Here is a 21,180-nt window from a genome sequence, read left to right as displayed (position 1 = left end):
CCTTTAGCTACGAACGGGGAATCTTATCAATTATCCCGGCAATATGCAAAAACTGGTCGCGGCCATGAGGGAAATACATCGCCTGCAGGAATTCCTCCTGAAAATTAGGTTCGGCGGCGGTTTCCACAAACTGTACAAATCGGGCAACTTCCTGAGCTTCGGAACGTTTTTCATTGTCACACAGAGCCAATTTTGCGCCTTCACCGGCGGCATTTCCTACCGCTACTACACTGGCAGGGTCACAATCGGGAATCATGCCTATGACTAACGCATTTACCTTGTTAATATAGCTGCCAAAAGCACCTGCTAACGCAATACATTCAACTTCCGCTACACCCTTTTTCTGCATAAGAATCTTGGCTCCGGCATAAAGTGCCGCCTTCGCAAGCTGAACCGCGCGTATATCCTTCTGAGTAATGGTGATATCCTGATCAATGGCAGTTTCAGCCGCCCATACCAGCACATATTCGAATTTTCCTGTAACCCCTTTGCGCAAGCGGGAACACTGAATATCTTTATTGAAACTGCCATCCTTTCTGATAATGCCTGCTTTAAATAACTCGGCCACAGCGTCAATTATTCCTGAACCACATATTCCCCTGGCACGAGGCAAACAAGTTTTATTATCTACAACTGACTCAATAACCTCAATCTCAGGTTCTTTGGTTTTAGAGTCGATGCTGATTTTAGCAATAGCTCCCGGTGCCGCCCGCATACCAAATTTGATTTGAGCACCTTCGAGCGCCGGGCCAGTGGCACATGAGGCAGATAACACACCTTCGCTATTACCAAAGTTAATCTCGCCATTTGTCCCAATATCTACAATTAGACTCATCTTACTTTGACGATGTGGCTGCTCAGCGATAAGTACCGCCACATTGTCAGCACCAACAAAACCGGCTTCCAGTGGCAAACAATGAATATATCCGCTTGCGGCAATTTTTATCCCCAATTCGCGGGCTTTAACATTCACGGCCTCCTTAATAACAGCGGCAAAGGGGGCACTGCCAATATATTGGGGATTAATATGTAATGCAATATGATGCATGACCGTATTAAAAACAAGTACAATTTCCAAAATATCTTCCGGGTTAATCGTTGCCTTGTCACTTAAATTGCTGACAAGGGTGTTAATGTCAGCGATAATTAATTGCTGTAGTTTAGCAAGACCATCATCATTAGTTACGCAATAGGAAATTCGCGACAGTACATCATCGCCATAACCAACCTGGCTGTTCATGCACGATGCCTGAGCTATCGTCATGCCTGTAGTAAGCTCACACAAATACGCGGCTATGGTTGTTGTGCCAACATCAACGGCAATGCCATACGCCTTCGCAACCTTTCCTGGCTCAACAGCAACAATCTCACTGTCCTGCCATAACGTAACCGTGACCTTCCAGTCACTTTGCCGCAAGACATCAGGTAAACTGCCAAGAACCTTATAGTCAATTGTTATTTGTTTGTCAATCTGAATAAACCGACTTTCCATGGCCGCTTTCAAACGGGAAAAATCATCCCGGCAATCAGCTAAAGTCGGCTTATTCAGTTCCACATAATACTTTTTTACCGCCGGGTTTATACTAAAGGGCCGTACTGTTCCAGTTTCCAACACCACTTGGTTAAGCAAACTGCTCTCCGGTGGTACAATGACCAAAACATCGCCGTAGATTTGCGTACTGCATGCCAAGCGATAGTTATTTGTCAATTCCTCAGCACTGAGGGTTTTTTTCTCTTTCTCAGTTACGGGCGATACATTTGACATCTCATTAATTATTACTTTACATTTGCCGCAGACCGCGCCGCCACCACAAGGCGCTTCCATAGCTACCCCTAATTCTCTGGCGGCAGTAAGCACACTATTCCCACAAGAAATCATTCCCCGGCAACCGGCCGGTTGAAAAACAACTGTACTTTTCATAATCTCACTCCATAAATGGCGGAGAGTCCGGGAGTCGCACCCGGCTGCATGAATTTAGAGTCCATGCGATCTCTACGATCCACCCTCCAGTTATAAGGGGATTTCCCCCTGAAAGAATTTCTCCGGCACAGGCTGTGAAATTCCCTGCAGGGGGAACCTCCAGCTTTATTTTTCTGTCCAGTAATCCAGACCTAAACCAGTAAGAATCTTAACAGCTTCATCATATACATCCAGATATTCCTGGGTAGGGACAAGTTTGACTACATCGTAGCATTCTTCAAACGATTTACCCTTGGGGGCAGTTTTGTAGTCTTTTTCATAAGTAGCTACCAATTTATCCAAAATTTCATTTACTTTGGCAGTTTCCATTCCCGCTACCGCCCAGGCAGCTTCAGCCATCATTCTGGCTTCTAAACCAGTGGTGAAGTTAGTAGCCACACCCTTGCTGGCAGCTACCCCGGATAATACTTCCCGGCCGCTGGCCGTATCAGTTATAGCTTGCGCCGCTGTTTCCAACAGGCACATAACGGTGCACGGACCTGCCAGTGTATAGTATTGGTTGCCTAACATAAAATTGGTGTTGGCCTCGATTGCCATGGCGCAGTGACCGGCTACAGCAAGAGCCTCTCTGGCTGTAGTAATGCCCCAGCGCACATGAACCGGACCGTCCAAATGCCAGGTCGCCCCTGTCATAACAAAGGCATTAATAGTGGTGGCTACATCGACGATGGTTGTCTCTTCCAGACCACCGGCATAACCTCCATAGATAGGCATCTGCTCGCACATGATAAGATTGCCAGCTAGTTGATAATGAGCAGTGAATACCAATGCACCTACATCGATTTTCAGCTCATTTAGCTGGGACACTTCATGGCTGTCAGAAGGCCTCATACCGCCAGGAAAATCGGCTGCGATTACTCCTGCGGGTGAAAGTGAGGTTTCATTCCCCTAGAGCCCCATACCGGTGCGACCAGCTCTGTCTTGCGCTGCACGTACCATAATAGCTTCTGATTTTACAGCAGCTATTTCATAAGGACTGCCGGGAACCGGGTCATAACCCTTGATCGTCTGAAGAACACCATCAACGATAGTATCAACCAACGGTTCCTGAGCATAGGATTGATGAATGGCTAAGAAATGCTCTTCAGAACAAGGAGCTCCGGTCGGCCCACCCTGAATAATCGGCGCTTTTTTATCCATATAGCTGCGCGGCGTCATAACTACCGCCTGTTTACCCTCGCCATATACCGCCCGGGTTGGCGCAGACTTAATGGCTGTCAGCACCTCGTCTTTGGTATACTTAATTACCCGGTTAGTATCAATACAGTAGATACCGCATTCCACCAGCATTTCCAAACCAGCTTGGAACAACTTATTAATCTGCTCTTTGTCGGTTGGGATAATCTGTTTTTTATCCATTTTAATACCGTATTTTTTCTTTAGCTTTGCAGCCGTTTGTGGAATGATTTTAAAATCCCATTCCTTTTCTTCTACTTTCGGGCCAGTTTTGGCTCTTTCATAAATATCAAATACTGTCAATGCTTTGGCAATTGCCATTTACTTCACCCCCGTATTTCAGCCATTAAGGCTTTCGCTTTTGCAACAGCTTCAGATGCTGTCTCGGCATAGGCATCGCCGCCAATTTTATCAACCCATTCAGGAGATACTGGCGCACCGCCAAACATGCACTTAAACTTATCGCGGATACCTTCCTCTTTTAATATAGAAATGATATCCCGCTGGGCCGGCATAGTGGTTGTCATAAGTGCTGCTCCGGCAATAATGTCAACATTATACTCTTTAGCTTTATTGACAACCTCTTCGGTGTTTGCATCCCTGCCAAGGTCAATGACTTCAAAACCACTGGCCGAAAGCATTGTTTTAACAATGTTTTTACCAATGTCATGAATATCGCCTTGAACAGTAAATAGTAACACCTTCCCTTTGCAAGCACTATCCTGTTGATCTTTGGGAATGGCCTCTTTAAGAATAGCCACCGCCGCATCAAAGGCCTCAGCAGCTACAACCAATTGGGGAACGAAGGCTTCCCCTTCATCAAAAAGGTCACTCATGGTCTGCATCCCTGCCGCCAATCCGTCATTAATGGCAACAAGCGGATCCACTCCAGCTGCAATTGCCTCTTTTGCTGCTGCTTCTGAAAGCTCGCTGTCCATTTCTTCAACTGCAGTTTTCAGCTTTGCTAAAATTTCACTTTGGCTCATTGAGTAAAATTCCCCTCCATTCTTTTGAATTTATCCAATAAATAAATACCGTTTTAAACCATCGACAACTCCATCTACAAATCGAATTCCAACTACCATTTTTATTATTATAACGGTATGTATTTACTTGATATTCTATGTTTCGTATTATATCACCATCATTTTTTAAATGCAATACCCTTTTAAAGTCTTTTTTAATTTTAATAACTATATTTTTGAAACATTACGCTTTAGATTATAACGCCATCAATTTATTTGAAACACCAAATGGGATTACCACATCTTTGTCACCCCTCGCAATGACTTGAAAAACAAAAAGCAATGGTGCTCATTTCAACAAGCGCCATTGCTTTTTAAAAGTTCTCTATATATTGTTGTCTATATGGTTACCGCTAATTTGCGTCAACACTACACTATTTGTTGGCCGACACAGGGGTAGTTTTAATATACATATTATGCTGGTTAGGCGGAACAACCACCGCTTTTCTATCTGCGGATTTCAAAATTTGCCGCACAGTTTCAATAGAAATGGAATGGCCGATTCTTTCTTTTGCCGCCTCTGTCAGATAAGCCAGCGTCCAATTCTTGATCTCTTCCGGCTGACTGCAGGCCAAACGGATAATTTCCAGGCGCTCTTCTTCCGTAAACGTATCCGGCGCACCGCTTCTTTCTAAATCAAAAATACCATCAAGCCGCTTTTCAGCAAACCTGTTTCGCCACTTACGGCAGGTTTTTTCCGAGACGCCCAGCATTTCCGCAATCTCGATACATTCCTTGCCTTCTGCCGCCAAAAGAATAATTCTTGACCGAATATAAAGGCGTTTCTCAACCTTATGACCTTTTACATTCTTATCCAATTCGGCCCTTTCCTCATCTGTTAATTCAATTTTGACCGCTACCCTAGGCATAAACTCAACCTTCCTTTGGGCTGTTCCCGATAAACTGCACGCTGCGAACGCAAAACACAACCGTACCTCTATGCAGGCGTATAATATCAGTTTCTTCTAAATTTGTCAAGTCCCGTCTGGGTAACCGTCAGCCAAACCACCTGCTACCCGAATATCAGCCATTAATAACTTGGCTTTGACTACAGCATCAGTAGCTGTTTCGGCATAGGCGTCACCACCAATTTTCTGTACCCAGTCAGCAGATACCGGCGAACCTCCAAACATACATTTAAACCGTCCACGTATGCCTGCTTCGTCAAGAGCTTGAATAAGCTCACGCTGAGCCGGCATAGTAGTCCGCATAAGCGCCGCCGCCACAATGATGTCTACCTCATACTCTTTAGCTTTGTCGATAGCCTCCTCAATAGCTACATCTCTGCCTAGATCAACAACCTGAAACCCGCTAGCCTGCAGCATAGTCTTAACAATATTCTTACCAATATCGTGAATATCGCCCTGCACAGTAAAAATTAATACCTTACCTTGCACTGCCCGCAATTTGTTCTCTGCAGTCATTGAGTCTGTCAAAATTGCAACTCCTGCTTCAAAGGCTTCAGCAGCAACTAATAAGTGCGGAACAAAGGCCTCTCCTTCATCAAACAAGTCACTTACTGTTCTCATCCCCCTGGCTAAACCCTCATTAATTGCAACAACAGGATCAGTTCCGGCGGCAACAGCTTCCCTAGCAGCCTTCTCCACCAACACTATCTCCATTTCTTCTACCGACTTTTTCAGCTTCTTTATAATTCTATCCGGACGCATGAGATAAAGCCCCCATTCATTAGTTCCCTTCATATCATAGCCAAATGATAATTAAAAAAATATAAAAAACGTTCTGCGAATTAATACTCAGCAGAACGTCTTTGTTCTATAAATTATTAAAATTATTCTCGAATCCAACATCTATAGATTGATAATAACAAATTACAGCCACTACTGTCAATGGCTACAAAGAATAAGAAAATATTTTTCATTTTCAAAAAAATTAGTATCGTTATTTATTGTTAGAAAACTTTTATTCAAGACCTATTGCATTTAGAAAATAAAGATGATATAATTCATTTCATAAAAAACAAGTAATTAATTACCGTTATACCTGTATGATTCGAATAATTCATAAATAATATCCAATATTATCTCATATACCAGATATTAAATAACGGTAAAAATTTAATAGATGTAATTACGTTTTTCAGTAAGCAAAGGCGCTTAATTCAGGTTTCTTGAAACAAAAACCTCCTTAAGCGCCTTTTTATATTGCTATTCTTCATCTGGACAATGGCGTCCTGGAGTTTTTTTCTCCAGGACGTTCTATTTTTACTATTTTATATAGGGAGGTGCTTACCATGATAATAATCCTACATCATGATACATCAGATATCATTTGTGTTTTACAAAAATATTTGATTTAGTCGTAGAAAATCACATAATTAATACTTTTCTACAACAATTAAGGAGGGAGAATTCTATATGAAAAAATTATTCACATTTTTGGGTATACTTCTGGTTTTAACAATGCTCTTCACCCCAATAGTTTTAGCCGCTGAAGGTGACGCTTCGGCAACGCCTGTTGAACCACCAAAAATTGATACCGGCGATACAACTTTTGTATTGATTAGCGCAGCGCTTGTAATGTTAATGACTCCAGCCTTAGCACTCTTCTACGGAGGAATGGTCCGGACAAAGAATGTATTGAGTATTATAATGCAAAGTTTTATTTGCCTTGGTGTAATTTCAGTTCAATGGGTTCTCTGGGGCTATTCGCTCGCCTTTGGTCCGGACATCAATCATCTACTTGGCAGTCTGGATTGGATTGGATTAAGTAGTGTTGGCACCGATCCTAACCCCGACTACGCTGCTACAATTCCACAACTAGCTTTCATGATTTTCCAAGGTGTATTTGCAATCATTACTCCGGCAATTATTTCCGGTTCTGTTGCCGGAAGGGTTAAATTTCCTGCGTTCGTGGCCTTTGTAGTACTTTGGGCTACGCTTGTCTATGATCCTGTAGCTCACTGGGTTTGGGGTGTCGGTGGCTGGTTGCGCGAATATGGTGTACTTGACTTCGCCGGCGGTACTGTAGTACACATTATCTCCGGTGTATCTGGCCTGGTGTTTGCCTTGATGGTTGGTAAACGCAAGGGCTATGGCAGCGAAGTAATGGCTCCCCATCATTTACCTATGACCGTTTTAGGAGCCGCCTTGCTGTGGTTTGGCTGGTTTGGATTTAATGCCGGCAGTGCTCTTGGTGCCAACGGACTGGCAACTGTTGCTTTCGTTACAACTCACGTTGCCGCCTCTGCAGCTACCGTTTCCTGGGTAGTCGCTGAGTGGCTTTATCATGGCAAACCGACCCTGCTCGGTGCAGCTTCCGGTTGTATTGCCGGTCTCGTAGCTATCACTCCGGCAGCTGGCTTTGTTACTGTACCGTCTGCCATTATTATGGGGCTCGGCGGTGGTGTAGTTTGCTTCTTTGCTGTAGCCATAGCCAAAAATAAATTAGGCTATGATGACTCTTTAGATGCGTTTGGAGTGCATGGTGTAGGCGGTACCTTTGGCGCTATTGCTACCGGCTTCTTTGCCTCCTCGGCAGTCAATCCGGCAGGAGCCGATGGCTTATTCTATGGAAATGCCGCCCAGGTTCTCAAACAACTTGCCGGCGTAGGTACAAGCTGGATATTCGCTGCCGTCATGACCTTCCTTATTGTCAAAGCCATCGGCTTAGTCATGCAAATCAAAGCCGACAATGAACAACAAATTCAAGGAATGGATATTACCGAGCACGGCGAACGCGGTTACGCCTATCAAGATCTCATGACAGGTTCTCCGCTCAATATCCCGGTAACCAGTATCTCCAGTAACGAAGTAACTGTTAAAGAAACTACACTGGCGTAACCTTCGTGCCCAGTACAATAGGAGGGAAAATTATGAATCCAATATCCAAAGTTGATATTATCACTCGTCCGGAAAAACTGGACGCACTCAAAGAGGCCATGAACAAAATTAATGTTACCGGCATGACTGTCACGCAAGTATATGGCTGCGGCCTCAGCAAAGGACACAAAGAAGTTTACCGTGGTCAAGAATACACGGTCAATTTGCTGCCAAAGGTTAAAGTTGAAATTGTGGTTTGCGAAGTTCCGGTGGAACGGGTTATCGAAGCGGCAAAAACAGCCTGCCGGACAGGGAAAATGGGCGATGGCAAGATCTTTGTATACCCCGTTACCAATGCAGTACGAATTCGGACAGGCGAAGAAGGAGATATCGCCATTATGGATCCTGCAAATTTCAAATAAACTACAAGGATCCAATGTAACGATATAAAAAGAAATTACCAAATTTTAGGAGGTTAAGTGAGTGGGAAGAGAACAGATTCTCAAAGAGGCTTTTGATGCAATTACAGAGTATGATGAAGACAGAGCTCTGGAAATTGCCAAACGTTCTTTAGTCGAAGGCCTGGATTATGCAGACATTTTAGCAAATGGATTTGGTGCAAGCATGCGGAATTTAGGTGATCTTTTCAGCAGCGGTGAAGTGTCACTACCAGAATTAGTTGTAGCTGCTGAGGTTATGCAAATCGTAGCAAAATACTATGATGAGCAAGCTTTAGCCTCCGGCAAAAAAGCAATGCGACAAGGAAAAATTGTACTAGCAACAGTAGAAGGCGATATTCATGATATTGGCAAAGGAATTGTAGCCTCGCTAATTAAGAGCCAAGGATTTCAAGTAATCGACCTTGGTCGTGATGTGCCGGTAAGTAAACTTATCGATGTTGCGGTTAAGGAAAACGCTGATATTATTGGAACAAGTGCTCTTTTAACAACAACCATTCTTCATCAAAAAGACCTTGAAGAGCAATTAAAAAAGCATGGCTTAAAAGAAAAAATTAAAACAATGGTAGGAGGTGCACCCTGCACACAGCGCTGGGCAAGCCGTATTGGCGCTGATGCGTATGCGGAAGATGCATCAGAAGCGGTGAAAAAGACTTTTGAATTGCTACATTTATAAAATGTTTAAAGATGGGGGTATTAAAAACTATGGGCACCGAAGCTAAAATTTTTACGCGCTATGGCGATGGTTATGGCGCTTACATGACCAAAGAAGAAATTAGGCAGGAAATTAAAGATGGTATCCAAGACGCTGTTTCACGAGGTAAAATTGACCCATTGACCAAGACTGAAGAAGATCATTTATTTGATATTTGCACAATGCCATCCAAAAATGTCTGTGTAGATGCTGGCGATGAAGTTGTCATGACAAATGACGAGGGTACATTAAAGGTTTCTGTACGTTGTGGTTTGTCAATTGACCGTACGACCGGAATAATGATTGATGAAAGAATTCTGTGTATGGATACAGCGGAACTTGCACATATAGATTACAGTTATAAACCAATAAAAACTATTATTCATGATGAACAGTGTGCAATGGAACACGCCCAACTAAATTCAATTATTCCTGTATTTTATGGTGCGATGCCAAATCTAGGTCTTTATACACAACCAGACGGTCCAGTTGGAAACTGGGCAGAACTTTTACCTGCCGGTAAACTCCAAGAAGCTCGAGAAGCACAAGAAAAAGCATGTGAGCTGGCAGTCCGTGATATCGTTACTGTGGCGCATAAGATGTACGAAGCTGGTGCTGATGGGATAAATCTTGATACAGTAGGCGCTTCTGGTGATGCAGATGCTTTAGCCGCATTTACGGCAGTCCAACAAATCAGACAGATGCACCCTGACTTTCCGATTGAAATGGGGATGGCTGGTGAATTCTTTTTAGGCATGCATGGTAAATTAGAATTTGAGGGCCAAAAGCTAGCAGGCATGTATCCTCATAATCAAGTAAAAATTGCAGAAAAAGCCGGTGCAACCATTTTTGGACCGACTGTAAACACCAACAGTAGTAAATCATTTCCATGGAACCTAGCCAGAGTATGTACATTTATCAAAGCTTGCAGTGAAGCTAGTACAATTCCTATTCATCCTAATGTTGGTATGGGTGTCTGCGGAATGCCAATTACAGACTCTGTACCACTTGATGTCGGATCACGCGTGGATAAAGCATTGATAGAAATCGGAAAAGCAGACGGATTGTAGATAGGCGTAGGCGATTGTTTTGGAATGCCGATTAATCATGCCGTATCCGCTGGCATGAGTGGAATTAGAGCAGCTGGCGATCTCGTTGCACGAGTACAAATGGCAAAAAAAATGCGGATTAAAGAAGCAAAAGAGTATGTTGCAAAAAAACTCAATGTAAGCGTACGCGATTTGAGTGATTGCGCAGTTATGCGTGATATTCGCAATGAACTCAATATCGGCGAACCAAATGCACGTCCACATTCCGCATTTGGGTTAATTGCAAAATCAAGAATCGCAAAAATTCTTGATATTGAAATTAATTCTGTAAATCGATTTAAAAACATGATTAATGCAGAGTGATTAATATATCGCAGTAAGAAAGAATAGAAAAAAGCAGGGCCTTCTTTTCTATCCCTTTTTAACGCATTACTTAATCAACTTAAAAGTAAATCAATGCAAAATGGTTAATGAATAGCTGTAAAAAGAATAGAAGAAAGCAGGGTCTTTTCTTCTATTCTTTTTAGCTCATTCTATTGGCTAGGTTGCTCACTTCTAATATAATTTCTTTTTGCAGTGCTGTGCACTCATATGAAATGGATAGGAAAGGAATGGTTATAAAGATGAATACGAAAATACTAGATATAATAATAGCCATAACGATTTTTATGAGCTTTCCCGCAGTTAGTTTTGCAAGTGAAGAAGCGGCAGCTACTATTAATAGTGGTGATACAGCTTTTATGATTATTGCTACTGCGATGGTTTTGATTATGACTCCTGCACTTGGTCTTTTCTATGGTGGGATGGAAAGACCCAAAAATATGATTAATATTTTGATGATGTCTGTTATTTTAATGGGAATAACCTCGGTGCAATGGGTACTATTTGGTTATTCTATCGCTTTTGGGCCTACAGTTGGAGGATTTTTTGGTGATACAACGTTTTGGGGCTTTAATGGCGTAGGTGTTGATCCCAGCCCTGTCTATGCACCCAATCTTCCTCATGTATTGTTTTCGATGTTTCAGATGGTGTTTGTCATGATTACGCCAGCAATTATCAGTGGTGCAGTTGCTGGTAGAATGAGATTTGGCGCTTATGTTTTACTAATGATCGCTTGGATTACCTTAGTCTATGAGCCAATATGCCATATGGTATGGGCAATTGGTGGTTTTATCGGGGCAATGGGTGCACTTGACTTTGCTGGCGGTACGGTTGTCCATATTAGTTCTGGTATTTCCGCATTAGTAGCTGCGCTTATGATTGGTAAACGTCGCGGAATATCTGGCGTTCGTCCGCATAATGTACCGTTTATGTTGTTAGGTGGCGGGTTGTTGTGGTTCGGTTGGCTCGCTTTCTGCGGTGGTTGTGCAACAGTAGCCAACGGATTTAGTGCATTGGTTATTATGAATACCAACACAGCGGCAGGTGCTGGTATGTTGACATGGTTACTAATTGAAAAACTACACCATGGTAAAGTTACTTTGCTTGGCGCAGTTACCGGTGCGGTTGCAGGCTTGGTCGGTATTACACCATCTTGCGGTTTTGTTACCACGTTAAGTTCGATTGCCATAGGAATTTTAACGGCTCCAGTTTGTTATATTGCGATTATATTTGCTAAGAAAAAACTTGGTTATGACGATGCACTTGATGCTTTCGGTTTACACGGTGTTGGCGGCATATGGGGAGCTCTTTTAACCGGTGTATTTTGTACTACTACGGTAAATAAAGCCGGTACTGATGGTTTGTTTTATGGCAATGCAGCACAACTCATCCCACAACTTGGTGGTGTGCTTGTAACGATTGTCTGGGCCGGGGTTGCTACGTTCCTTATTCTAAAAGTCATTAGTTTCTTTACTCCACTTAGAGCAACCGATGAAGAAGAAAAACAAGGTATGGATTTGAATCAGCATGGTGAAACCGCCTATTCAAGTTTGTAATTATTTTTAAAAAATAATATTACCGTTGATACGTAAATATGCATAATACTCACGTCAGTTTGATTAAGGAGGGAAAACTATGCAGCCTATAACCAAAATTGAAATTGTTACCCGCCCGGAGAAGTTAGACACCCTAAAAGAGGCCATGAATAAAATTAATGTAGCCGGCATGACGGTTACCCAAGTATATGGCTGTGGCCTTAGTAAAGGACATAAAGAAATTTATCGCGGTCAAGAATATGACGTTAATTTGGTACCAAAGGTTAAAGTTGAAATCGTGGTCTGCGAAGTTCCGGTAGAGCGGGTTATCGACGCGGCAAAAACAGCTTGCCAAACAGGCAAGATGGGCGATGGTAAAATTTTCGTCTACCCGGTTGCCAACGCAGTACGGATTCGTACAGGCGAAGAGGGCGATATTGCCATTATGGATCCCAAAAACACATAATCACCAAACAAAGAGCCACCTGCAGCAAGAAGCAAGTGGCTCTTTGTTTTACCATTATATTCTTATGATACCTGAAAGCAATGCCTTCTGCTCACTGAAGGTTTTGCCTTCTCTGTACAGCTATCTCATTAACCCGCAGTAGCTAACTCAAGCTTGGCCTGAATTGCTTTATATACTTCTTCCCACACAACAATTTGCGTTTTGGCAAAGCCATTGAATACAGTTGCCGATGCCGATGTATAAGCCCCGCAGTTAGGCACCAGAATCAAGTCGCCAATCTCCATCGGCACAGTATGTTTATCCCGGAACATAATGTCCAGCGAATCGCAGCTTGGACCGGCAAAGGTGGCCGGAATCGTTTTACCAGTTTTAAAGGTCTCCAGTTCAAAATCCCAGTGATCAAAGATAACGCCTGAAAAAGTCCCATACAAACCATCATCCAGGAAGTACCATTGCTGGTTATTGCGCACTTTGGTGCCAATAACCTGGGTAATCAGATTAACCGCCGTACCACAGATATACCGGCCTGGTTCCGCCCAAATCTCAGTATCAGGGAAATATTGTCTAATAACTTTATAAATAGCGGCTGCCATTTGCGCCACATCAGGCTCTTCGGTCAACGTGGGAATAGGAAAACCACCGCCAATGTCAATAATATGAAGATGCATACCTACTCCTTTAGCTGCATCAAAAAGTTTACGGCAACTTTTGAGCGCAGCAAGGTAGGCTTCACTGCTTGTTGACTGGCTGCCCACATGGAAACACAACCCGGCCACATCAAGTCCGGCCACCTTCGCTTTGGTCAAAAGCTCCAGCGCCTCATCCGGATGAACGCCAAATTTTTTATTAAGATCAACCAATGCATGCGGGTTGTCCACCCGGATGCGCAGCAAAACAGTGCCGCCGGGAGTAACTGTTGCCATTTTTTCAATTTCACTTTCACTGTCAAAAGTAAATTTATGCACCCCAACATCATGCGCAACTTTCAAGCCGCTGTTTGTTTTCACCGGATTAGCATACACCATGCGGTCAGAGTCAATCCCTAACTGATTCAACATACGCATCTCCCCGTCAGACGCGACGTCGAAATAACCACCAAGCGTGTCAAGCTTCCGAATAATTCGTTCATCCGGATTGGCCTTGATGGCGTAATATATTTTAACATCTGGCATATTCTCAGCCAGTAGCTTGTAATTTAATTCAATTTGTTCTAAAGACAGCACCAACAAGGGAGTGCTGTAGGTATCAGCCAGTGCCTTGACAGCGTCCTGGGATAACCTAAAATATTTCACTTATCATCGCTCCTTTTTACCTGCTTTTTTTGAAAAGTACTATATGATTGTAACATAATTGACCCAAAGTGCAAGCAAATTTTTTATAAAAACAAAACCCGCGTACCGCTATAGGATACACGGGAAAATCACTTCTTAATCATGAGATATTTTATCCTCATAGCTTGATTCTTTTAGGTCAATATTGGCAAAACTATTGAGGTTCCAATAAATTCAGGATAAAATGTATATATACCTACAAACGAAAGGCAGGTATCAGTATGAAACATGTATCTCTGGCTTATGGGAAAGACACACTCTCTATCATGGTTCCTGACCGGGCAGTAATTATTGAACCCCGGCATCTGGACGGCCTGAACGCTGACAAAGCAGCTGTACAAAAAGCCTTGCGCCAACCATTTGGAACACCACCCCTCAAAGACATAGTTACAGCATCTGATACTATCGCCATTGTCATCTCAGACCTGACCCGCCCCACACCCAATCATAAGCTTGTCCCCTGGCTCTTGGAAGAACTAGCTCATGTTCCCAAAGAAAACTTTGTCATTATTAACGGCTTAGGCAGTCATCGTGCCAATACCGATCAGGAGCTTGTTCAAATGCTTGGCCAGGAAGTTGTCGATACTGTCCGTATTATTAACCACAATGCCTTTGACCCTGAGGAACTCGTGCTGGTGGGAAAAAACAGCTATGGATCTGATGTCTACCTTAATAAAACCTATGTTAACTGTACTTTTAAAATCGTCACAGGCTTTATTGAACCCCATTTTTTTGCCGGTTTCTCCGGTGGCCCCAAGGGTATCTGCCCCGGCATTGCCGGTATATCTACCATTCAGGACTTTCACAACGCACAAATGATTGGACACAGCAATAGTACCTGGGGAATCATCGATGGTAATATTGTCCAGGATGCAGCTACCCAAAACTGTCTGATGGCCAAACCAGACTTTATGCTTAATGTCACACTCAACGGTCAAAAAGAAATCACGGACGTATTCGCCGGCGAACTGCTTAGCGCTCATCGTGCCGGCTGCGCTTTTGTTAAAGACCATGCCATGTTTCCTGTTGACCAGCCTTTTGACATTGTAATTACCACCAACTCTGGCTATCCGCTTGACCAGAACCTCTATCAAACCGTTAAGGGCATGAGCGCTGCCGCTCAAATCGTCAAACAAGGTGGTGCTATCTTAACTTGCTCAGAATGCTCAGACGGTGTACCTGCTCATGGCAACTATGGTAAAATCCTTACAATGAAAGCAACGCCACAGGAACTGTTAGCGATGATTAACACACCTGAATTTAGAGTATTTGACCAGTGGCAGGTTCAGGCGCAGGCTATGATTCAGCAGAAAGCCGACTGTTATCTATACTCCTCGCTTGAGGAACAAATCGTAAAAGCCGCCAAGCTTATTCCGGTTGCTAACCCGTGCGGTGCCATAACCCAACTATTAGCAAAGAAACCTGGAGCCAATATGGCAGTACTGCCACAAGGACCACTATCAATTCCTTATATAAGATAAGGCTATTTATTGCCAACATTATGATATCAACAAGGGGGACCAATTATGACAAACCAACTTACCTATGAACAATTTTCCGCCGAGACCGCTAAACTTATGCCCCAAAATGCCTTTATGACAACTGCCTATGGCGGTAAAACCAACACTATGACAATTGGCTGGGGCAGTGTCGGCATTATGTGGCGTAAACCGGTATTTACCGCTATGGTACGCCAATCACGTTATACTAAAGAACTTGTCGAACAAAGCAACGAGTTCACTATTACCCTGCCACTGGCAGACATGAAAGAAGCGCTGGCACTGTGCGGCTCCAAATCAGGCCGTGACCTGGACAAAATTGCCGCTGCCAAGCTTACCCTCGCTGCCGGCCAGTCTATATCTACCCCGGTTATTGCCGCTCCCGGCCTGCAGCTGGAATGTAAGGTATTATACAAAGAGACCATGACACCAGCGAACCTGGATTCAACCACCAAGAACTCCTGCTATGCCGATGGCGACTACCACACCCTGTATTTTGGTGAAATTGTCGCTGCCTATAAAATTGAGTAAGAAAATTAGGAATAGCTATTAAAAAATTAGCGCTGGCGGTCACTACCGGCAGCGCTTTTATCTGTATTGTGTCCGGTGGCGTTAATCAGCCACCGCTTCTGCCGGTACCTTTTTCCCATCCCGGGTGGCTCTGGCCGCATGCCAGGCATCTCTTGCCAGTTTAAATACCCTCGGTTCCAGCTTGGCTGCCGGATTGCCGACAACCTTACCCAAATATAATAAGGCTTTTTCTATTTGATCAGTCCGCCGTGCCAACTCACCAATTAAATAGCTGACCGCCGCTTCACTCAATGTACCGATAGGCAACCGTTCGCGAAATAACGCTTGTTCATACTGTTCACAGGCAATCGCGAGGGCGGATTTTTCGTCTTCTTCATCTTCTCCTTCCCGGTACAACCAACTGAGCTTAAGATACAAGTCTGCCAGTTTGCTGGCCGGAGTCGCGGTAAGTTCAGCAAAAAAAATAGCTAACTTATACGTCGCTATAGCCTGCTCACGGGTACGGTTGCCGCTGTAATTTACATTTACCGCTCTGTTTGCCAAAAATTTGGCAATCTTATCTTTAGCGGCCACTGATAACTCTGCAAAATAAGTATCAGTAGCCGCATAACCGCAATGAGGACACACCCAAATTGTATAATAGTACGGATTTATATCTCGAAAGTACGAACAAAAATCACTGTCCTGTTTCACTAGGATCTGTCTGCCGCGTGTACGGGTAACGTTAAATTTCTGTTGACACACTGGACACTCTTTTTCCACCGAATAGGTCGGCTCTGTCATAGTATCGCCTCCACTATATACCTTACCATAATAGGGAAGCTACCTCAAGCACTATTTAGTGTATCTTGTTGCAGGGTCCACATCTGATAAAATAAGCCTCTACCAGCCAGCAACTGCTGCCAGGTCCCCTGTTCGACGATTTTGCCATTGTCAATCACAAGGATCTCATCCATGACCTCTAACCCTAACAGCCGGTGCGTTATCAGAAACACCGAACGGCTGCCTGCTGCCTGCAAAATATGCTGCATCACCATCTGCTCGGCTTCAGCATCAAGCCCGGCGGTTGGCTCATCTAAAAGCCATATGGACGCAGTCTTGAGTAACGCCCGGGCTAGGGCAATACGCTGGCGTTCGCCACCAGATAGAGCTAGTCCGTTTTGCCCTGTCCGGGTATCCAGACCGTGAGGCAATAGGGCGATAAAGTCGCTGAGCAAAGCCCCTTCAAGGGCGGACGCAAACTCGTCCGGCGTCGCCTCCGGGTTAGCCAAAAGAATATTATCCCTTATAGTTGCATTAAACAAATAGGTATCCTGACTCACTACGCTAACCAGCCGGCGAACCGCCTCAGAATCATATTCCCTAATATCAGAACCATTTAATAAGAGCGATCCCTGATTATAATCCAAAAACCGCAAAATAAGTCCGGCCAACGTACTTTTCCCGGCCCCACTTGCACCTACCACCGCCAGTCGCTTGCCAGGCGACAGGCTAAAGGCTATGTCTGACAACACCGGCGGCTGCTCCGGCCGGTAAGAAAACGACAGCTTATCTGCCGTCAGCGTCAGCGGCCCGCACGGAGCAATACGGGCGCCTCTAGCAAGAGCAGATGCCCCTTTACAGGTAATATCTTGCAGACGCGCCACAGCTGCCGCACTTTCCTGCAAATAATAGACTACTGCCGGCAAGGGAAAAATAGCCTCAAAGCTGGCTTGCACCGCCAGCGCCACAACAGCCAGATAAACGCCATCAAGTTGCCCGGCCCCGACAAGTGGTGCAGCCAGCATAATTACAATAAGGACAGTTAGATTTACACCCATTCCACCTATAGCCTCAGCCAATGCCATCACCGCATTGGCTTTTTTTTGGCCAGACCGCAAGGTTGCGGCGGCCGCAGCAACCTTGCCTGCCTGTGCTTTGGCCTGCCCCATAGCTGCCAATTCGGTAAGGCCGTCAATACTGTCAGCTAATACCTCGTTAAAGCCGGCTCTGGCGGCAACAACTATTTGACCGGCCTTATACCCCAGCCAATGAAGGAGTATCGGCAAAATAAACCCTGTCAGGACAATCAAACCAAGCACCGCCCACGCCAGCCAGGGTGCCAGCCACGCTACTAACACCATCGTCGCTATAACCACTAACACGACAATCACTACCGGAAACACGCCTCGCAAATAAAAGAACTTCAAGGTCTCCACATCAGCTACCAAGCGGCTAAAAATATCGCCTGTGGCAAATCGGGCCAACCCACTTGGTGCCAGCGGCTCAATCCGGCTATACAGCCAGATCCTGATTTCAGCCAACAAGCGGAAGGTAACCTCATGGCTTACATACCTCTCCCCATAGCGGCAAATAGCCCGCGCCAATCCAAAGAACCGCACCCCTACAATAGCTACCGCTAATTCAGTTACCGACGGATGTAGCGCAGCGGCTGAGATTAACCAGGCCGAAGCCGCTAACAATCCAACATTGGCATAAATCGTAAAACTACCAAGGATACAGGCTGCAGCAGCCATGATGATAGTCTCCCGCTTGCCTGCCAGCAGCTTAGTCATATCGCCACCTCCCTGGATTGAGAAGCTGCCACTAACCGACTGTATATTCCGTTTTTCTCCAGTAACTCTGCATGCGTTCCAGTCTCGGCAATCTGTCCCGCATTCAAGACCATAATCTTATCTGCCTGGCACACAGTGGTTATCCGGTGCGCAATAATAATCGCTGTCCGCCCGGCAAGCAGTCTTGAGAACGCCGTATCCAAAGCGACCTGGGATTTGACATCAAGGCCTTTGGCCGCTTCATCTAAGATAACCAGCGGCGCATTCTGCAAAAAAGCCCTGGCAATCGCCATACGTTGGCGCTCACCACCGCTTATTCCCTGGCCGCCTTCGCCTACCAATGTATCATAACCACTGGGCAAACGCATAATAAAGTCATGCGCCCCTGCCGCTTTGGCAGCTGCTACTACCTCAGCAAGCGATGCGTCCGGTCGTGCCAGCCGAATATTGTCAGCTGCCGAGCCTTGAAATAAATGCGGTCGCTGAGGGACAAAGGCCACCTGCTGCAACCAGTCACTCGCACATAACGTACGCAACACCAGGCCATTTACCAAAATTTCCCCAGCCTTCGGCGCCAGGAAATTTAGCAGCAAGGCTGCCAGCGTACTTTTACCCGCCCCGCTTGGTCCCACGACAGCCAAGTGCTGACCGGCCTTTAGCGTAAAAGAGACCCCCGCCAAAGCAGGCCGCTCCCCTTGTTGATACTCAGCATAAACCTCCCTGAATTCCAGTCCAATCTGTTGCTGCCGCGCCAAAGGTACTGCACCACTTGCCATTACCGGCCCTTGCAGTGCCAGTAACCCGAAAATATCAGCCGCTGCCGCTTTCCCGTCCATGCCGGCGTGAAACTGACTGCCTAGTATGCGCAGCGGCAAATAATATTCAGGCGCTAATAGCAGCACAAACAAAGCTTGCGCAAAGGTAACCTCCCCATATAAGAGGCGGAGACCAACAGTCACCGCTACCAAAGCAGTGCTAATGGTAGCTAATAATTCCAGAGACAAAGCTGATAGAAAAGCTACCTTGAGCACTTCCATGGTAGTATCACGAAACTCATTACTGACCCGGGCAATGATTGCCAGCTGTTCCCGGCTCCGGCCAAACAGCTTTAGTGTAGTTAATCCCGCCAGGACGTCTAAAAAATGTGCACTCAGATTATTGAGCGTCTCCCATTGTCTGCGATTCCGCTTCTCTGCCAGCTTGCCAATCAGAATCATGAAAACTGGAATTAAGGGCGCAGTCACAACCATAATAACAGCGGTAGTACTATCAAGAGGCCCCACCACCATTAGAATAAATACGGGAATAATAACCGCCTTTAACAGCTGTGGTAAATATTTTGAAAAATACGCGTCAAGGTTTTCTACACCCTCACTGATAATATTGATCAATTCGCCTGCAGGCTGCTGCGCCATTGTCACCGGCCCCAACGCCAATACATGACTGACCAGACGCTGCCTGAGAGCTGTTTTTATCTCTGCTGCCAGCAAAAAAGATAATACCCCTTCGCCATACACAACGATTGCCCGCAATAGCGCCAAACCTGCCAGCAACCATAAAACAGGCGCAACAACGCCTAACTCCTGTTTACCTAAAAATATCTGATCAATGACCTGCGTAAGATAATAGGCCTGACTAACCACCAGTACCCCACCGCCGGCGCCAAGAATAGTAACAACAGCCAGCAACCAGCGCTGTTTTACCGCTTCTTGGACTAACTGCTTATCAAGCAATGTTATCACCTGCCTATAAATAAAACCGCCAGCATATGGCGGTTAGCTTGTTACTTAGAATACTACAAATAGAAGCCCAATTCCTGCTCATTAGCAAACTTCTACTGCTACAGCTTCTTTTTAGTGCAATTGTTTTATCGGTCCTGTTTCCTCAAGCTGGTCAATCCCGACATGGATCGTATTATGCTCTTCCAGGTAGGTTACATGCGCCGTATTCCGGCCTTTATCAACATCTTCAATCCAGACATAATTATTACGGTACATCACACCAATAATATCTGATGATTTCATAATTTGTTCGGCACGACTCGCATCCATGAACACCACTCCTTTTTACAAGTAGTATTTCACAAAACGGCCACATAGTATTCCAGCTTTGCCAAGTACGGCTGACGCAGCACCCTTAGCATACATTTAATGCCAACTCATACCTTATAACCGCAGCGGCGGACATTCGTCCGGGAGCAGCCCAAAGAGTTCAAGATCAACATACTTACCTGCGAGAAAAGCCGCCTTACGCAGCGTCCCCTCATAACGGTAACCGCATTTTTCGGCCACCTTGCGGCTGGATTCATTACCAACAACTACCGTAAGTTGTAGCCGGGGAATAGGTTTAGACTCAAATAAAAACGCGGAAAACAACGACAAAGCCTCAGACATATAGCCTTTTCCTCTGTCAGCGCGCCGGAAAATCTGGTACCCAACCTCATAACCAGCCCGGTAATCGGCATTGCGATAATAGATAATTTCGCCGACAACTCTCCCCTCATCTTGATGATCAGTAATAAGCAATCGGCCAAAGTGTTCATGCCAAAAACCTCTATCGGCAAATCCTCGTCGAAATGCCGGTTCGGCCGGAATATCAATTAACCAATATTCACCCTTTTGCGATACATCAGTCATCAATCTATAAATTAACTCAAGATCAGATTCGCGTACTGTCCTAAGACAAACTCTCTTACCTTGAAGCACACAACCACACTC

Annotated in this window: 17 protein-coding genes and 2 pseudogenes; 8 read left to right on the top strand and 11 right to left on the bottom strand. The window is 44.9% G+C overall.

Features of this window, described 5'->3' with window-relative positions; all coding sequences use genetic code 11:
* Positions 1-7: 7 nt before the first annotated feature.
* The 5 genes and pseudogenes from AC1ECB_RS24755 to AC1ECB_RS24735 form a co-directional block, all read right to left on the bottom strand.
* Positions 8-1,921 carry an ASKHA domain-containing protein gene (locus tag AC1ECB_RS24755; protein ID WP_485666283.1) on the bottom strand — a complete coding sequence of 638 codons (1,914 nt, stop codon included), beginning with the start codon at positions 1,919-1,921 and terminating at the stop codon, positions 8-10.
* Between the two features lie 165 nt (positions 1,922-2,086).
* Positions 2,087-3,478 (bottom strand): annotated as a pseudogene (locus tag AC1ECB_RS24750) (monomethylamine:corrinoid methyltransferase).
* Between the two features lie 5 nt (positions 3,479-3,483).
* Positions 3,484-4,143, bottom strand: a complete 660-nt coding sequence (locus tag AC1ECB_RS24745; RefSeq protein WP_485666282.1) for a corrinoid protein — start codon at positions 4,141-4,143, stop codon at positions 3,484-3,486.
* A 413-nt stretch (positions 4,144-4,556) separates the two neighbouring features.
* Positions 4,557-5,051 (bottom strand): helix-turn-helix domain-containing protein, encoded by a 495-nt coding sequence (locus tag AC1ECB_RS24740; protein WP_485666281.1) that lies wholly within the window; start codon positions 5,049-5,051, stop codon positions 4,557-4,559.
* 105 nt (positions 5,052-5,156) lie between these two features.
* The gene (locus AC1ECB_RS24735) at positions 5,157-5,852 is read right to left on the bottom strand and encodes a corrinoid protein (RefSeq protein WP_485666280.1); all 696 of its coding nucleotides are present in this window, start codon (positions 5,850-5,852) and stop codon (positions 5,157-5,159) included.
* A gap of 708 nt (positions 5,853-6,560) precedes the next feature.
* Here AC1ECB_RS24735 and AC1ECB_RS24730 point away from each other — a divergent pair.
* The 6 genes and pseudogenes from AC1ECB_RS24730 to AC1ECB_RS24705 all read left to right on the top strand — a co-directional run bounded on the left by AC1ECB_RS24730 (position 6,561) and on the right by AC1ECB_RS24705 (position 12,547).
* Positions 6,561-7,985 carry an ammonium transporter gene (locus tag AC1ECB_RS24730; protein WP_485666279.1) on the top strand — a complete coding sequence of 475 codons (1,425 nt, stop codon included), beginning with the start codon at positions 6,561-6,563 and terminating at the stop codon, positions 7,983-7,985.
* Positions 7,986-8,017: 32 nt separating this feature from the next.
* Positions 8,018-8,386, top strand: a complete 369-nt coding sequence (locus AC1ECB_RS24725) for a P-II family nitrogen regulator (protein WP_485666278.1) — start codon at positions 8,018-8,020, stop codon at positions 8,384-8,386.
* A 61-nt stretch (positions 8,387-8,447) separates the two neighbouring features.
* Positions 8,448-9,098 (top strand): cobalamin B12-binding domain-containing protein, encoded by a 651-nt coding sequence (locus AC1ECB_RS24720; RefSeq protein ID WP_485666277.1) that lies wholly within the window; start codon positions 8,448-8,450, stop codon positions 9,096-9,098.
* A gap of 11 nt (positions 9,099-9,109) precedes the next feature.
* Positions 9,110-10,528, top strand: a pseudogene (gene mtbB / locus AC1ECB_RS24715) ([dimethylamine--corrinoid protein] Co-methyltransferase).
* Between the two features lie 260 nt (positions 10,529-10,788).
* Entirely contained in the window at positions 10,789-12,102 is a 1,314-nt protein-coding gene (locus AC1ECB_RS24710; protein WP_485666276.1) for an ammonium transporter, read from the top strand.
* 79 nt (positions 12,103-12,181) lie between these two features.
* Positions 12,182-12,547: a P-II family nitrogen regulator gene (locus AC1ECB_RS24705; RefSeq protein ID WP_485666275.1), complete on the top strand. Its 366-nt coding sequence runs from the start codon at positions 12,182-12,184 to the stop codon at positions 12,545-12,547.
* Positions 12,548-12,675: 128 nt separating this feature from the next.
* Here AC1ECB_RS24705 and AC1ECB_RS24700 read toward each other — a convergent pair whose 3' ends face one another.
* Positions 12,676-13,839, bottom strand: a complete 1,164-nt coding sequence (locus tag AC1ECB_RS24700; RefSeq protein ID WP_485666274.1) for a type III PLP-dependent enzyme — start codon at positions 13,837-13,839, stop codon at positions 12,676-12,678.
* A 260-nt stretch (positions 13,840-14,099) separates the two neighbouring features.
* Between AC1ECB_RS24700 and larA the strand changes: the two genes are divergently transcribed.
* Together larA and AC1ECB_RS24690 are read left to right on the top strand one after the other, a co-directional pair.
* A complete protein-coding gene (gene larA, locus AC1ECB_RS24695; RefSeq protein WP_485666273.1) occupies positions 14,100-15,359 on the top strand; it encodes a nickel-dependent lactate racemase in 1,260 nt (419 codons plus the stop codon).
* Positions 15,360-15,404: 45 nt separating this feature from the next.
* The gene (locus tag AC1ECB_RS24690; protein ID WP_485666272.1) at positions 15,405-15,908 is read left to right on the top strand and encodes a flavin reductase family protein; all 504 of its coding nucleotides are present in this window, start codon (positions 15,405-15,407) and stop codon (positions 15,906-15,908) included.
* An 81-nt stretch (positions 15,909-15,989) separates the two neighbouring features.
* Here AC1ECB_RS24690 and AC1ECB_RS24685 read toward each other — a convergent pair whose 3' ends face one another.
* The 5 genes from AC1ECB_RS24685 to AC1ECB_RS24665 form a co-directional block, all read right to left on the bottom strand.
* Complete coding sequence (locus AC1ECB_RS24685) at positions 15,990-16,691, bottom strand: DUF2225 domain-containing protein (RefSeq protein ID WP_485666271.1); 702 nt, start codon at positions 16,689-16,691, stop codon at positions 15,990-15,992.
* Between the two features lie 44 nt (positions 16,692-16,735).
* Complete coding sequence (gene cydC / locus AC1ECB_RS24680; protein ID WP_485666270.1) at positions 16,736-18,463, bottom strand: thiol reductant ABC exporter subunit CydC; 1,728 nt, start codon at positions 18,461-18,463, stop codon at positions 16,736-16,738.
* Positions 18,460-20,196 (bottom strand): thiol reductant ABC exporter subunit CydD, encoded by a 1,737-nt coding sequence (cydD, locus tag AC1ECB_RS24675; protein WP_485666269.1) that lies wholly within the window; start codon positions 20,194-20,196, stop codon positions 18,460-18,462. Before cydD ends, cydC begins: the two co-directional genes overlap by 4 nt.
* Positions 20,197-20,316: 120 nt before the next feature.
* Positions 20,317-20,514 (bottom strand): H-type small acid-soluble spore protein, encoded by a 198-nt coding sequence (locus AC1ECB_RS24670; protein ID WP_485666268.1) that lies wholly within the window; start codon positions 20,512-20,514, stop codon positions 20,317-20,319.
* Positions 20,515-20,628: 114 nt separating this feature from the next.
* Positions 20,629-21,168, bottom strand: coding sequence for a GNAT family N-acetyltransferase (locus tag AC1ECB_RS24665; protein WP_485666267.1), 540 nt, complete (start codon positions 21,166-21,168; stop codon positions 20,629-20,631).
* Positions 21,169-21,180 lie beyond the last annotated feature (12 nt).

The sequence above is a fragment of the Sporomusa sp. 246TCP1 genome, from assembly GCF_057319775.1.
The sequence above is the reverse complement of the archived record's forward strand: the minus strand, read 5'-3'. Positions and strand labels throughout refer to the sequence as shown.

Bases quoted from the DNA above. Each gene is read 5' to 3' on its own strand.
- AC1ECB_RS24685 (WP_485666271.1), bottom strand. From the start codon at position 16,691: ATGACAGAGCCGACCTATTCGGTGGAAAAAGAGTGTCCAGTGTGTCAA.
- AC1ECB_RS24735 (WP_485666280.1), bottom strand. From the start codon at position 5,852: ATGCGTCCGGATAGAATTATAAAGAAGCTGAAAAAGTCGGTAGAAGAA.
- AC1ECB_RS24690 (WP_485666272.1), top strand. From the start codon at position 15,405: ATGACAAACCAACTTACCTATGAACAATTTTCCGCCGAGACCGCTAAA.
- AC1ECB_RS24705 (WP_485666275.1), top strand. From the start codon at position 12,182: ATGCAGCCTATAACCAAAATTGAAATTGTTACCCGCCCGGAGAAGTTA.
- AC1ECB_RS24710 (WP_485666276.1), top strand. From the start codon at position 10,789: ATGAATACGAAAATACTAGATATAATAATAGCCATAACGATTTTTATG.
- cydC (WP_485666270.1), bottom strand. From the start codon at position 18,463: ATGACTAAGCTGCTGGCAGGCAAGCGGGAGACTATCATCATGGCTGCT.
- AC1ECB_RS24725 (WP_485666278.1), top strand. From the start codon at position 8,018: ATGAATCCAATATCCAAAGTTGATATTATCACTCGTCCGGAAAAACTG.
- AC1ECB_RS24755 (WP_485666283.1), bottom strand. From the start codon at position 1,921: ATGAAAAGTACAGTTGTTTTTCAACCGGCCGGTTGCCGGGGAATGATT.
- larA (WP_485666273.1), top strand. From the start codon at position 14,100: ATGAAACATGTATCTCTGGCTTATGGGAAAGACACACTCTCTATCATG.
- AC1ECB_RS24740 (WP_485666281.1), bottom strand. From the start codon at position 5,051: ATGCCTAGGGTAGCGGTCAAAATTGAATTAACAGATGAGGAAAGGGCC.
- AC1ECB_RS24745 (WP_485666282.1), bottom strand. From the start codon at position 4,143: ATGAGCCAAAGTGAAATTTTAGCAAAGCTGAAAACTGCAGTTGAAGAA.
- AC1ECB_RS24730 (WP_485666279.1), top strand. From the start codon at position 6,561: ATGAAAAAATTATTCACATTTTTGGGTATACTTCTGGTTTTAACAATG.
- AC1ECB_RS24670 (WP_485666268.1), bottom strand. From the start codon at position 20,514: ATGGATGCGAGTCGTGCCGAACAAATTATGAAATCATCAGATATTATT.